Source organism: Pseudomonas sp. Q1 (genome assembly GCF_009935975.1).
In the GTDB taxonomy this organism is placed as follows: Bacteria; Pseudomonadota; Gammaproteobacteria; order Pseudomonadales; family Pseudomonadaceae; genus Aquipseudomonas; species Aquipseudomonas palleroniana.
Genome location: NZ_QODI01000007.1, coordinates 216,512 through 230,226, shown reverse-complemented (window position 1 = coordinate 230,226; position 13,715 = coordinate 216,512). Strand labels below are relative to the sequence as shown.

Below are 13,715 nucleotides of genomic sequence, written 5' to 3'. Positions count from 1 at the left end.
CGGTTGTCGAAGGAACAGCCCGATGTTATATCACAGGGCCTTATTGACCTGCCGCAGCGAAACCGCCATGTCCCTCGATGACTCACCCCTGCCCTGTTCGATCCTGCTGCTGGCCGGTGGCCGCGGCCAACGCATGGGCGGCCAGGATAAAGGCTTGCTGCAATGGCGCGGCCGGCCGTTGATCGCGCACTTGCAGGAGCTGACCAGGCCGCTGACAGATGACCTGATCATCTCGTGCAACCGCAACCATGACCTCTACGCCCCCTATGCTGACCAACTGGTGAGCGACGACAGCCAGGACTTCCCCGGCCCGCTCGCCGGCATCCGTGCCGGCTTGCGCGCCGCACGTCATCAGCACCTGCTGGTCCTGCCGTGTGATGTGCCGAACATTGATGCACGATTGCTCGCCGACCTGTGGAAGACATCGCGTAGCCATCCCTGCGTGCCGGTCATGGTCCGACAAGGTGGGTTCTGGGAACCCTTGCTGTGCATCATCCCCACCGCCCTTAAAAACCCAGTGGAATGTGCCTGGGCCGCAGGCGAACGCAGCCCGCGCAAGATCCTGCTGCAACTGGGTGGCGTCGCACTGGAATGCCCGGACAATGACCCGCGCCTGGCCAACCTTAATACACCCGAACTGTTGCACCCTGGGACTGGCGTGTCAGAATGATGGGCGAACAAGGAACTTTGACGACGCCCTGCGCGTCACAAGCTCAGTCATTCAAAAGTATTTTCTCGGAGACAAACTCATGACTCAACGGACCATCGCCGCTCTCATGCTTGCACTGGGCCTGGCTACCCTCGCCGGTTGCGCCTCGCCAACAGTGATCACCCTGAATGACGGTCGCGAAATCCAGGCCGTCGACACCCCGACTTACGACAAGGCATCGGGCTTCTACGAGTTCAAACAGCTTGATGGCAAGGAAACCCGTATCAACAAAGATCAGGTTCGCACCGTTAAAGACCTGTAAGTCTTAACGCTTGCCGCCCAAGGCCCGCCTCGTGCGGGCCTTGTCGTTTCCGGGGGTCACCAGTCGAGGGTGATCCGGCTGCGGAAACTGCGCTCCAGGCCGGTGATCGGGTCAATAAAACGCACGCCCTGGGCCAGCAGTTTGAGCGGGTTGGCGTAGTCATCCACGGCGTCCTTGATCACATCCGGGTAGAACGGATCGTTGCAGATACTCGCGCCGAGTGCGGTCATGTGCACGCGCAACTGGTGCTTCTTGCCGGTCACGGGAAACAGGCCATATCGCCACAGATCGCCGTGCTGTTCCCGGACCTCAACCGCTGTTTCAGTGTTGCAGGCACCGGGCCCCTCCTGCATGCGAAAGAACGGTTCGCCATCTACCAGGCGACTTTTATGCACCAGAGGGAAAGTCAGGTTGGGCAACGCCGGCGCGATGGCTTCGTAGAATTTGTCGATACGCCGCGTGGGAAACAGTTGTTGATAGGCCGAACGGCTTTGTGGGTTGGCCGAGAACAACACCAGCCCCGCCGTGTGGCGGTCGATACGATGCAGGGGCACCAGCGAGGGGTTGTCCAGGCGGCGGATCAGGCGCCGCAGCAGGGTCTGCTCGACGTATTCGCCGGCTGGCGTCACCGGCAGGAAATGCGGTTTGTCAGCCACCACCAGGTGCTCGTCGGCATACAGGATGGTTTCCTGCACCGCGATGACCTTCTCATTGGGCACTTCCCGGAAGTAGTAGATGCACAGGCCCTCCTTGTAAGCCAGGCCCTGGCTGATCGGCTGGCCATTGAGATCCAGCACTCGCCCCCGCGCAATACGGTCCAGCCAATGCTCGCGACTGATGGCCGGGAAGTGTTCGCACAGGCAATCGAGCACCGTCGCCCAAGGCCCCGGAGGTAGATACAGAGTGCTGGCTTGATGCTGGGACGCGGAAAAACCGGAAGTGGACATGAAGAGGCTCGAAACCTGGAAAAACACAGCGGTATTATCCCGCACGGAGCGGGATTGAGCCTAGGGTCGATCTCAAGCTTTGGCCAATTGGGTTCGCAGGATGGGCGAAGCACTCGCGGCCTCGGTGAACTCCTTGAGCCAGCGCAGCACGTCGACCGCATCCCAACGGCCGGGATCGTACAGCGCGTACAACAACCCCTGGTAACCCACCACATCCAGCTGCTTGTGATAACCGGCGCGCTGGAACAACGCCTCGATCTCGGCAAAGCAGGTGTTGAAATGCACTTTGTTAAACGGCGTCTTGCCTTCCGTGACCAGGCCGTCGAGGCGCAGCTCGTTCACCGCATCACGCACGACATCGACGGACATGCGATTGACGCTGCTTTTCAATTGTTCAACATTCACCACGGGCGTTCCCTCTATTCAATCGCTGTACAAACATACAGTAACTTAATATTTGGAAACCTGCCATCGCATAAAGCTAGAGCAAGAACGTCACGACCTGTTCCGTATCGAACGGCCAATCCAGCTCAGCTCCGGTGTCTACCCGGCGAAGCACCGGAATCCGCAGGCCGTAGGCTTCGGTCAGGTCGTCGGGGTCGGTGATATCGACCAGTTCCACCAGCAAGCCACGTTCGACGAGCGGCATGATTTCGGCTTCGGCAACTTCACAAAGATGGCAACCCAGGGTGCCGAACAACTGGCATTCAGGAGGCATGATGAATGGACCCGGTCAGAAAACAGTCACCTATTCTAAGCCCGGTGACTGCATGAAGCCCACCACCACAAAAAACCTGACCCAGATCAGCATGGCGTATAACTGATTCAGCGATTCTCGCGGCTTTTTGCCCGCCCAACCTGCAAGGAAGCTGTCCGTGTTTGCCAACCTGTTGATCATTCTGGCCTCATCCCTGGTGGTGATTGCGCTATTTCGCCGCCTGCAATTGCCTCCCGTGCTGGGCTATCTGTGCGTCGGCCTGGCCGTAGGCCCCACTGCGCTGGATTGGGTGAATGACAGCGAAGAACTGCCGGACCTCGCCGAGCTCGGCGTGGTATTCCTCTTGTTCTCCCTGGGCCTGGAGTTTTCCCTGAGCAAAATGCTCGCCCTGCGGCGGGTGGTGTTTGGCCTGGGCAGCCTGCAGGTGCTGGGGTGCGGCGTGCTGCTGGGTGGTTTGTTGATGGGCTTGGGCCTGTCGCCCGGTGTGGCGCTGCTATTGGGCGCTGGGCTGGCGTTGTCTTCCACCGCTATCGTCAGCAAGGAGCTGGGCAGCCTCGGGGAAATCTTCAGCAGCCATGGCCAGAATGCGATTGGCGTGCTGCTGTTTCAGGATGTGGTCGCCGTGTTGCTGCTGACGCTGGTGCCGGTGTTTGCCGGCAGCAGCACCCAAGCGTGGTACTGGGCGCTGCCACTGACACTGGGCAAAACCGTGGTGCTGTTCATCGGCCTGCTAGGCGCCAGTCGCTGGCTATTACCGCGGTTGTTCCATGAAGTCGCTGCGTCCCATTCGGCGGAGCTCTTTGTGTTGCTGGCGCTGGTGATCGTCCTGTTGACCGCCTGGCTGACGCACCTGCTCGGACTCTCGCCGGCCCTCGGTGCATTCCTGGCCGGCATGCTGCTGGGTGAAAGCCATTACCGGCATCAGATCGAAGCGGATATCCGCCCGTTTCGCGACATTCTACTGGGCTTGTTTTTCGTCAGCATCGGCATGCTCATCGACCTGCAACTGTTCGTCAGCCATAGCCTGCTGATCCTTGGGCTGACCCTCACACTGATGCTGGTCAAGGGTTGTGTGGTGGCGGGGCTGGTCAAGTGGCGTGGCAGCGACACTGAAACCGCCTGGCGCAGCGGACTGGCCCTGGCCCAGGGTGGCGAATTCTGTTTTGCGCTGATGGCGCAGATGCAACAAAGCCGGTTGATTCCCGATGAGTTCAATGGCCTGCTGCTCGCCGCCACGTTCTGCTCGATGCTGTTTACTCCATTGCTGCTGCGCGCCGCGCCGTCGATCGCCCAGCGCCTGCACCGCAAGCCCAACCTGCAAGTGCAGTTGGAGCACATCACCGCGCTCAACGCCCAGTTACGCGGCCATGCAGTGATTTGCGGATATGGCCGGGTCGGGCAATCCATCGGGCGTTTTCTGCGCCGCGAACAGCAGGCGTTTATCGCACTGGATGACGACCCGGAACGGGTGCAGGAAGCCGCCACTGAAGACAGCAGCGTGCACTACGGTGACTGTCGCCGTGGCGCCTTGCTGAGTGCGGTCGGGCTGGAACGGGCGCGCTTGGTGGTGATCGCGGTGGACGATACGGACGTCGCACTGGTGGTGCTCAAGGAAGCGCGGCGGATCAACCCTGAAGTGCCGATCCTGGTGCGTACCCGCGATGACAGCCAACTGGCCGAACTGAAAGCTGCGGGCGCCAGCGAAGTGGTGCCCGAACTGCTGGAGTCCAGCCTGATGCTCGCCTCCCACGCCTTGATCCTGTTGGGCCTGCCGGACCAACAGGTGCAGGCGCGGGTGGATGAAGTGCGACATAACCGTTATCGCCTGCTGCACGGCTTCTACCCGCAGGCAGAACCGCCGATCAGTCCTGACTGACCGCGCCGATTTTGTGGATCGACAGGTCGGCGCCGTAATACTCCTCTTCCTGGCTCAGGCGCAGCCCATGCACGCGCTTGATCAGGCCATACACCAACAGGCCGCCGGCCAACGCCACCGCGACACCCAGGGCCGTACCGATCAGTTGGCTGATCAGGCTGACACCGCCCAGGCCGCCGAGGGCCGTCTGGCCGAAGATACCGCAGGCGATACCGCCCCAGACGCCGCACAGGCCATGTAGCGGCCACACGCCCAGCACGTCGTCGATCTTCCAGCGATCCTGGGCCGCAATGAAGAACCACACAAACAACCCGCCGGCGACCGCACCGGTGGCCAGCGCGCCCACCGGGTGCATCAGGTCGGACCCCGCGCACACCGCCACCAGCCCAGCCAGCGGGCCGTTATGCAGGAAGCCTGGGTCATTGCGACCAATGATCAGGGCCGCGACCGTGCCACCGACCATTGCCATCAGCGAGTTGACGGCGACAAGGCCGCTGACGCCGTTGAGGGTTTGCGCACTCATCACGTTGAAGCCGAACCAGCCGACAATCAGAATCCACGAGCCCAACGCCAGAAACGGAATGCTCGACGGCGCAAAGGCGACCAGCCGTCCCTCCCTGTATCGCCCATTACGTGGCCCCAGCAGCAAAACTGCCGCCAGCGCCAACCACCCTCCCATGGCGTGCACCACCACGGACCCGGCGAAATCATGGAAACTGGCCCCAAAGGTAGCCTGCAGCCAGGCCTGCACGCCGAAATTGCCGTTCCACACCATGCCTTCGAAAAACGGATAGATAAACGCCACGATCAAGGCGGTGGCACACAGCTGAGGTGCGAACTTCGCCCGCTCGGCAATACCGCCGGAAATGATCGCCGGGATCGCTGCGGCAAACGTCAGCAGAAAGAAGAACTTCACCAGGCCGTAGCCGTGATCGGCGCTGATCACCGCTGCCGGTTGCAGGAAGCTCACGCCGTAGGAGATCCAATAGCCTATAAAGAAATAGGCCAGGGTGGAGATGGCGAAGTCGCTGAGGATCTTCGACAGGGCATTGACCTGGTTTTTCTGGCGCACCGTCCCGACTTCAAGGAACGCGAAGCCGGCGTGCATGGCCAGGACCATGACCGCACCGATCAGGATAAACAGGGTGTTGGAGCTGTGGACTAAGGTGTCTACTGCGCTTTGCACATTTTCCATGGACGTTGGCAGGCCTGCATCAAAGGCAAAAAAGCACCAAACCGGTTCAAGCCAGCGTTTCGCGCACTAAATTGGCACCGACGGCCCCACCCCTCTATTGGGGGTGTGAACCGCTTTAGCGCAGCGATCAACACAACAGGCCGTAACCGACAGGGTTTTTCCGCGAGTTTCAATTATTTAGGGTAAGGTTTTTCAAGGCTTTAGGCCCGACCGCCCGGATTCAGCGCAGCCCGTTGGGCCTGCGCACCAAGGCAAAGCAAAAGCTGTACCAGACAATTGCACTGAACCTTCACCGAACGCGGTGACTCGAAACCACACACACCGATCAGCCAATCACGGAGATACCCATGGCCAGACGCACTGCAAAGACTGCTCAAGAAATACTGATGGCGGATTTTCAAACCCTGGTCAGTGACACCGAAAAGTTGCTGGACGACACCGCCGTGCTGGCCGGTGACCAGGCCGACGAGCTGCGTACCAAGATCCATGAGAGCCTGCTCAAGGCTCGCGAAACCCTGCAACTGACCGAAGATTCCCTGCGTGAGCGTGGCCAGGCAGCGGTTGCCGCCACCGAGGATTACGTACAGGCCAACCCTTGGCAGTCGGTCGGCATCGCCGCTGGCGTGGGCTTTCTGATCGGCCTGCTGGCCACAAGGCGCTAATCATGTCTATCGGCGAAACCGAGTCGTCCAAGGGCGCAAGCTCAACCTCTCGACGCCTGGGCGCGGCCGTTCTGGGCTTGCTGCACAGCCACGTCGAGCTGTTTGGTATCGAACTGCAGGAACAGAAGTCGCGCACCGTCAGCCTATTGCTGTTTGCCGGGCTCTCGCTGGTGTTTGCCTTGCTGTTATTGGTGGGGTTGTCGGCACTGGTGATGATTCTGGTATGGGACACCTACCGTATCACCGGGATCATCAGCCTCTGCGGGTTTTACATCCTGGCCGCGGCATTCTGCGGGTTGCGCTTGAAAGCGGCGATATTCGACGAGTCCACGCCCTTCCACGCGACCCTGGAAGAGCTGGCCAATGACCGGGAGCGCCTGCTGCCATGAGCCTGACTGAAATCCCGCCATCCACCTCACGCCGGGAAATGCGCAAGGCGTTGATTCGCCTGCGCATGGAAATGCACCGCCAGGAGATCCGCCACGAGTCGCAACAACTCATGGTGCCCCTGCACAAAATGCGCGACATGCGCCATAACTGGCAAGACAGCCTGGGAATCAAGCATGCGCCGCTATGGGGCGTTGCGGCAGTGACGTTGCTGGGCTTTTTTACCGGCAAAGGGGCCAAGGGCGGCAGTATCAGTAGTGTGACGCGCCTGGTGCGCTTGGGCGCCGGCTTGATCCCACTGATCAAGCTGGCCATGCAAGGCGCGCGCAAAGGCTGAACCCATACGCTGCCTGTTGCCTCGACAGAACCGGCCTGGCCCTTATCAGAACAGGGCCGGGCCTTTTTTCGCCCGCGCATCTGCCGGTAGATTTTCGCTTGCCCAGGCCACGCCGAACCGGGAAGCTGGGCGCATCCTTCACCAACGGAGAGTACCCGCCTTGGATTGGCCTACCCTGCTGACTCGCGAACGCCTCGGAAAACCCCTGCACAGCCCGGAAGAACTGGGCCGTAGCCCATTTCACAAAGATCACGACCGCATTATCTTTTCGGGTGCTTTCCGGCGCCTGGGCCGCAAGACCCAAGTGCATCCGGTGTCGAGCAACGACCATATCCATACGCGCCTGACGCATTCCCTGGAAGTCAGTTGCGTTGGCCGCTCCCTCGGCATGCGCGTCGGCGAGACCCTGCGCAGCGCCCTGCCCGACTGGTGCGACCCGAGCGACCTGGGCATGGTGGTGCAATCGGCTTGCCTGGCCCATGACATCGGTAACCCGCCCTTCGGGCATTCCGGTGAAGATGCCATTCGCCATTGGTTTCAGCAGGCTGCGGGCCGTGGCTGGCTGGATGGCATGAGCCCTGCCGAACGTAATGACTTCCTCAATTTCGAAGGCAACGCCCAGGGTTTTCGAGTGCTGACCCAACTGGAGTACCACCAGTTCGACGGTGGCACGCGGCTGACATACGCCACCTTGGGCACCTACCTGAAATATCCCTGGACCGCGCGTCACGCCGACTCCCTGGGCTACAAGAAACACAAGTTCGGCTGTTACCAGAGCGAACTGCCGATTCTGGAGCAGATCGCCCACAAACTCGGGCTGCCCCAACTGGAAGAACAACGCTGGGCGCGTCATCCGTTGGTTTACCTGATGGAAGCCGCGGACGACATCTGCTACGCGCTGATCGACCTGGAAGACGGGCTGGAGATGGAGCTGCTGGAATACGCCGAGGTCGAATCGCTGCTGCTCAACCTGGTCGGCGACGACCTGCCGCAGACGTACCGCCAGTTGGGCCCGCTGGACTCGCGCCGACGCAAATTGGCGATCTTGCGCGGCAAGGCGATCGAGCACCTGACCAACGCGGCGGCACAGGCATTTGTCGAACAGCAGGACGCCTTGCTGGCCGGCACCCTGCCCGGCGACCTGGTGGAGCATATGCATGGGCCTGCCAAGCGTTGTGTACTGGATGCCAAAGACATGGCGCGCAAGAAAATTTTCCAGGACAAGCGCAAGACCCTGCATGAAATCGGCGCCTACACCACCCTGGAAATCCTGTTGAATGCATTTTGCGGTGCCGCCCTGGAACAACATGGCGGGCGCACACCATCGTTCAAGAACCGACGCATTCTCGACTTGCTGGGCAATAGCGCACCGGACCCCGCCTGGCCGTTGCATGCCTCGTTCCTGCGCATGATCGACTTTATCGCCGGCATGACTGACAGCTACGCTACCGAAATGGCGCGAGAGATGACCGGCCGCTCCAGCCCCCAATAACCCTCGGATCCCGCAGCCTGTTCCCTGAACAGAATTAACCTACAAAGGGAACAGAGCGGCCTGATCGAATTCGTACAGGCACCCGAAGAATAATCACGCACGCTCCTCGCGGGCGTCGCAAACAATTCCTACATCCCACCGACGCTTGACCCACTGTGTGCTCTCTATGCCCAGACACTCTCTTCGTATTCTTGTGGTGGAAGATCATCCCTTTCAACTCCTGGCCACCCAATGCCTGCTCAGAAGCTTCGGTTTCGATCAACTCACACCCGTAGAAAACGCCGAACAGGCCATCCGCACAATGACCCAGTCCGAACGACCTTTCGACCTGATGCTGTGTGACCAATGCCTGCCTGACTTACCCGGCCTCGAATTGATAGAAATAGCCAGCCGCGGCCGTTTTATCAGTGCTGCGATTCTGCTCAGCGGGTTACCTGCCACCGAATTGATCAACCTCGCTCTACAAGCTGCGCAGCGAAGCCTGCCACTGTGGGGATATTTACCCAAGCCGTTAAATAAAGAAGAACTTGAAAAGCTAATAACATCCAATCGATAAATGTAGGACATTAAACATCTCGACTGGTGAAAAGCGACTCTAAGCGCATCGTAAATTCCCGGCCACTTCCCGTCACCGCTTTCGCGCCCAAAACTCTGTCCGTTTCATTTCACAACTACCCTGTAGCTGGTAGGCATATGCCTTTTTTTATGTAGGACTTTTCTTGTTTTATGTCTAGGCCGTCGGCGTCGATCCTCCTCACTCATCTTCTGAGCTAATGTGCCCGCTTTATTTGCATCGGCGCGGAGCGTGACCATGAATACAGTTTTTATTATCGACGACCATCCGGTTATACGATTGGCCATTAGAATGTTACTTGAACATGAAGGTTACAAAGTCGTTGGCGAAACAGACAATGGCTGCGATGCCATCCAAATGGTCCGCGAATGCCTCCCGGATCTGGTAATTCTCGATATCAGCATCCCCAAACTTGATGGCCTCGAAGTACTCTGCCGATTCAACGCCATGAATACTTCGATGAAAACCCTGGTGCTCACGGCCCAGTGCCCTACCTTGTTTGCAACACGCTGCATGCGCTCGGGCGCTGAAGGCTATGTGTGCAAGGAAGGTGACCTCAGCGAGCTGCTGAGCGCGATCCGTGCAGTACTCTCCGGTTACAACTATTTCCCCAGCCAGGCACTGAATGGCAACGGCAGCGAAGGCGTTGAGGTGGAGGAGTTGGAATTATTCAAAACAGTCAACGACCGGGAGTTGATGGTATTACAACTTTTTGCACAAGGACGCACTAATAAAGAAATAGCCAAAGGCATGTTCCTGAGCAATAAAACCGTCAGTACTTATAAAAAGCGACTCATGCAGAAGCTCAAAGCCAAATCCTTGGTAGAACTCATCGAGATGGCAAAACGAAACGCGCTAGTGTGAGAAAGCGGATGCCCAGCCGTATAAAGGACTATCTGATTGTATTATGTGCCGGCTTGTGCTTCAGCACCGTTGCGCTCGCACAATATCAACCCGACCCGGAACATTTCACCTTATTAAGTCGTGCAGGAAGCGTTCAACTGGACATTCAATTGGACAGAGCACAACGCCAGTGGCTACAGAACAAACGCGAGCTGGTACTGGGCACTTCCGCACCCGACTACCCGCCCTTCGACCTCACTTCCAGCGGCCATGACTATGAAGGCCTCACCGCCGATTATGCGGGGCTGCTGGCCAAGGCACTCGCCTTGCCGGTCAGGGTCGTGCGCTACCCTTCCCGCAAGGCATCCATTCAAGCCCTGGAGGCGGGTGACATTGATCTACTGGGCTCCTCCAACGGCTTTGAAGCCGCGAACCCAAAGCTGATCCTGTCCGCACCCTACGCCGTGGACCAGCCGGTGCTGGTCACCCGTGAGGGTGAAACCCGCAGCCTCAACGATGGCTTGGCGGGGCTTCGCCTGAGCCTTGTCTATCATTACCTGCCCCTGAGTGAAGTGGAAAAGCTGTACCCCAACGCGATCATTCGCGCCTATCCCTCTTATCAAAATGCCTTGAATGCGGTGGCCTTCGACCAGGCGGATGTGTTTCTGGGCGACACCATTTCCACCCATTACATGATCAACAAGGGCTATCTGAAAAATATCCACATGGCTAACTTCGGCAAACATGAGGCCTTTGGTTTCAGCTTTGCACTGCGCCAGGACCAACACATCCTGTTGAGCATTATCGACTCGGTACTGGCCGCCGTGCCTACCAACGAACGGGACAACATAGCCAAGCGCTGGAGTGCCGGTAGCGACATCCTGCTGACCGACAAAAAACTGCAACTGACCCAACGTGAAGAGCGCTGGCTGAAACAGCACCCCGTGGTAAAGGTCATCGTGAACGAAACCTTTGCACCGCTCACGTTCTTCGATGCAGACGGCAACTTCCGCGGCATCACTGCCGACCTCCTGGAGTTGATTCGCCTGCGCACCGGCCTGCGTTTCGTGATCCAGAACGGCCGCGACGTCAACGACATGATCGAGCAGGTCGCCACCGGCAAAGTGGATATGATCGGCGCCATCGTTCCGAGCAACGAAAGGGAAGCGCAGCTCAACTTCCGTCGGCCCTACCTGGAAAACTCCTACGTACTGCTGACACGCAAGGAGCCCGGTGCTCCGCTGAGCCTGGAGCAGATGGCCGGAAAACGCCTGGCCATCACCCAGGGCAACCCACTGGCCGGTACCTTGGGCAAGGACTTCCCACAGATTCACCTGGTGGAGACCAGCGACACGTTCAAGGCTTCGGAACTGCTTGCACAAGGCCATGTGGACGGCGCCGTGAACTCGCTGGTCATCGCCAACTACTTCCTCTCCTCGCAGGTCTTCCAGGACAAACTGCAGATCAGCAGCACTATCGGGACGGTCCCCGCCACGTTTGCCCTGGCCACATCACGCCATGCGACCGAACTGAGTTCGATCCTCGACAAGGCACTGCTCAGTATCGCCCCGGATGAAATGGGCGTGATCAACAGCCGCTGGCGTGGCTATACCGCCGCGTCCGACAGCTATTGGCGCAACTACCATCAATTGATTGCCCGGATCGTTATCGGCACCGGGCTGCTGCTGTTGATCTCCTTGACCTGGAACGCCTACATGCGTCGCCAGATCAAGCATCGGCAAATGGCCGAGCGCGCCCTCAACGACCAGTTCGAGTTCATGCGTGCGCTGGTCAATGAAACCCCACACCCGATCTACGTACGTGATCGCAACGGTTTGTTGCAGACCTGCAACGACAGTTACCTGCAGGTATTCGACGTCAAACGCGAAGACGTCATCGGCAAAAGCGCGGTCCAGATGAGCATGGCCCTCGAGTCGGAGGCGACGCAGTATCACGCCGATTATCAACGCGTCGTGGCCGAAGGTAACCCGCTGATCCTGGACCGCACCCTGCACATCCACGACAAGAAACTGACCATCTACCACTGGATCCTGCCGTACCGCGATTCCACCGGCGAAGTCCAAGGCATCATCGGTGGCTGGATCGACATCAGTGAAAGGCGCCAACTGTTTGATGAGTTGCGCGCTGCCAAGGAGCGCGCCGACGAAGCCAACCGTGCCAAAAGTACGTTCCTTGCCACCATGAGCCATGAGATCCGCACACCGATGAATGCCGTGATCGGTATGCTCGAACTGACACTCAAGCGCGCCGATCACGGGCATCTTGATCGACCGGCCATTGAAGTGGCCTACAACTCGGCCAAGGACCTGCTTGAACTGATCGGCGATATTCTGGATATCGCACGCATTGAATCCGGGCGTCTGAGCCTCGCCCCGGAACGCGTCAACCTGCGGGAAGTAATCGAGTCCGTCGTACGCGTATTCGATGGGCTTGCGCGCCAGAAAACCCTCAGCCTGTTGCTGGAGTTCAAACCCGACCTGAACGATATCGAGGTTCAGATTGACCCACTGCGCTTCAAGCAAGTGCTGTCCAACCTGGTGAGCAATGCGATCAAGTTCACCGAGCGTGGGCAGGTAAAGATCAAAGTTGAGGTGTCGCCGACTCAAGCACCGGAACAGATCGAGCTCAAACTGGTGGTGGAAGACACCGGCATCGGGATCAGCAGGGACGACCAGTTGCGTTTGTTCGAACCCTTCGCCCAAGCGGACAACTCCGGGCACCTGGCCAGGAGCGGCGCAGGGCTGGGGCTGGTGATCTGTCGTAGCTTGTGCGCGATGATGGGCGGCCAGCTAAGCCTGAGCAGCGTGCCCATGGTCGGCACCCAGGTGCACGTCAACCTGAAGATGCCTCGCCTGCACACGCAGAACCAGGTCGGTGAACTGATACCGGTCGCGGCCGCCCCGACCCCGGTGCTCAATGTGCTGGTGGTGGACGACCATCCGGCCAATCGCTTGCTGATGTGTCAGCAACTGGGCTACCTGGGCCACCAGTTCACCGCGGCCGAGCACGGTGCGGCCGGTTTCCAGGCGTGGCGCCAGGAACATTTCGACCTGGTGATCGCCGACTGCAACATGCCCATCATGAACGGCTACGAGTTGAGCCGCTCGATCCGTGAATACGAGCAACGCGAACAACGGCCGCCCTGCGTGGTATTGGGCTTCACCGCCAATGCACAACCCGAGGAACGGCAACGGTGCGTGCAGGCCGGTATGAACGACTGCCTGTTCAAACCCATCAGCCTCACGGTGTTGGAGCGACAACTGGCACACATCGCCCCACAACCGGCGAGCCCGTGCCTGGACCTGGCGTGCCTGGAGGCCCTGACCGGCGGCGATACGCAATTGAGTCGGCGCTTGCTGGAGGAACTGCTAAATAGCAGCCGGCACGACCGCCAGGAACTCATGGGCATGCTGGCTCGACAAGCCCCGCACCAGGACATCATCGAGCAAGCCCACAAAATCAAAGGAGCCGCCCGCATCGTCCAAGCCCACTCATTGGCGGGGCAATGCGAAACACTGGAACAAGCCTGCTCTCGCAGCGAAGATCGTCCCGTGATCGACGCCGGCATCAAAGCCCTGGAAAAGCTGATGCTGGAATTGGAAAGAATGCTGCAAACGCAACTGCATGACCTGGATCGCCAATAAGAGGCAGGGTTGAGTCAAGCGGTAGGAGCGAGCTTGCTCGCGAAAAAC

Annotated in this window: 14 protein-coding genes; 10 read left to right on the top strand and 4 right to left on the bottom strand. The window is 59.1% G+C overall.

The window, feature by feature from the left end; translation table 11 throughout:
* The first annotated feature begins 67 nt into the window (after positions 1-67).
* Positions 68-670, top strand: coding sequence for a molybdenum cofactor guanylyltransferase MobA (mobA, locus tag DK870_RS13440; RefSeq protein WP_161548882.1), 603 nt, complete (start codon positions 68-70; stop codon positions 668-670).
* A 79-nt stretch (positions 671-749) separates the two neighbouring features.
* Entirely contained in the window at positions 750-971 is a 222-nt protein-coding gene (locus tag DK870_RS13435) for a YgdI/YgdR family lipoprotein (protein ID WP_060753290.1), read from the top strand.
* A 56-nt stretch (positions 972-1,027) separates the two neighbouring features.
* Here the strand turns inward: DK870_RS13435 and DK870_RS13430 are convergent, their stop codons facing one another.
* The 3 genes from DK870_RS13430 to DK870_RS13420 all read right to left on the bottom strand — a co-directional run bounded on the left by DK870_RS13430 (position 1,028) and on the right by DK870_RS13420 (position 2,636).
* Positions 1,028-1,918: a pseudouridine synthase gene (locus DK870_RS13430; RefSeq protein WP_161548844.1), complete on the bottom strand. Its 891-nt coding sequence runs from the start codon at positions 1,916-1,918 to the stop codon at positions 1,028-1,030.
* Between the two features lie 72 nt (positions 1,919-1,990).
* On the bottom strand, positions 1,991-2,326 hold the full coding sequence (locus DK870_RS13425; protein WP_060753288.1) for a hypothetical protein: 336 nt from the start codon (positions 2,324-2,326) through the stop codon (positions 1,991-1,993).
* A gap of 73 nt (positions 2,327-2,399) precedes the next feature.
* Positions 2,400-2,636, bottom strand: a complete 237-nt coding sequence (locus DK870_RS13420) for a glutaredoxin family protein (RefSeq protein ID WP_060753287.1) — start codon at positions 2,634-2,636, stop codon at positions 2,400-2,402.
* Positions 2,637-2,793: 157 nt separating this feature from the next.
* Here DK870_RS13420 and DK870_RS13415 point away from each other — a divergent pair, with 157 nt between their 5' ends.
* The gene (locus DK870_RS13415) at positions 2,794-4,512 is read left to right on the top strand and encodes a monovalent cation:proton antiporter-2 (CPA2) family protein (RefSeq protein ID WP_161548843.1); all 1,719 of its coding nucleotides are present in this window, start codon (positions 2,794-2,796) and stop codon (positions 4,510-4,512) included.
* On the opposite strand, the gene DK870_RS13410 is transcribed toward DK870_RS13415, so the two are convergent.
* On the bottom strand, positions 4,499-5,707 hold the full coding sequence (locus tag DK870_RS13410; RefSeq protein WP_161548842.1) for an ammonium transporter: 1,209 nt from the start codon (positions 5,705-5,707) through the stop codon (positions 4,499-4,501). The two genes, DK870_RS13415 and DK870_RS13410, sit on opposite strands and share 14 nt — an antisense overlap.
* A gap of 347 nt (positions 5,708-6,054) precedes the next feature.
* Here DK870_RS13410 and DK870_RS13405 point away from each other — a divergent pair, with 347 nt between their 5' ends.
* The 7 genes from DK870_RS13405 to DK870_RS13375 all read left to right on the top strand — a co-directional run bounded on the left by DK870_RS13405 (position 6,055) and on the right by DK870_RS13375 (position 13,667).
* On the top strand, positions 6,055-6,369 hold the full coding sequence (locus tag DK870_RS13405; RefSeq protein ID WP_161548841.1) for a YqjD family protein: 315 nt from the start codon (positions 6,055-6,057) through the stop codon (positions 6,367-6,369).
* Between the two features lie 2 nt (positions 6,370-6,371).
* The gene (locus DK870_RS13400) at positions 6,372-6,758 is read left to right on the top strand and encodes a phage holin family protein (RefSeq protein ID WP_060753283.1); all 387 of its coding nucleotides are present in this window, start codon (positions 6,372-6,374) and stop codon (positions 6,756-6,758) included.
* Positions 6,755-7,093, top strand: coding sequence for a hypothetical protein (locus DK870_RS13395; protein WP_161548840.1), 339 nt, complete (start codon positions 6,755-6,757; stop codon positions 7,091-7,093). The genes DK870_RS13400 and DK870_RS13395 overlap by 4 nt, the downstream gene beginning before the upstream one ends.
* A gap of 160 nt (positions 7,094-7,253) precedes the next feature.
* Positions 7,254-8,585 carry a deoxyguanosinetriphosphate triphosphohydrolase gene (locus DK870_RS13390; protein WP_060753281.1) on the top strand — a complete coding sequence of 444 codons (1,332 nt, stop codon included), beginning with the start codon at positions 7,254-7,256 and terminating at the stop codon, positions 8,583-8,585.
* 166 nt (positions 8,586-8,751) lie between these two features.
* Positions 8,752-9,141: a response regulator gene (locus tag DK870_RS13385; RefSeq protein WP_060753280.1), complete on the top strand. Its 390-nt coding sequence runs from the start codon at positions 8,752-8,754 to the stop codon at positions 9,139-9,141.
* Positions 9,142-9,396: 255 nt separating this feature from the next.
* Positions 9,397-10,023, top strand: coding sequence for a response regulator transcription factor (locus tag DK870_RS13380; protein ID WP_060753279.1), 627 nt, complete (start codon positions 9,397-9,399; stop codon positions 10,021-10,023).
* 8 nt (positions 10,024-10,031) lie between these two features.
* On the top strand, positions 10,032-13,667 hold the full coding sequence (locus tag DK870_RS13375) for a transporter substrate-binding domain-containing protein (RefSeq protein WP_161548839.1): 3,636 nt from the start codon (positions 10,032-10,034) through the stop codon (positions 13,665-13,667).
* The last annotated feature ends 48 nt before the right edge of the window (positions 13,668-13,715 follow it).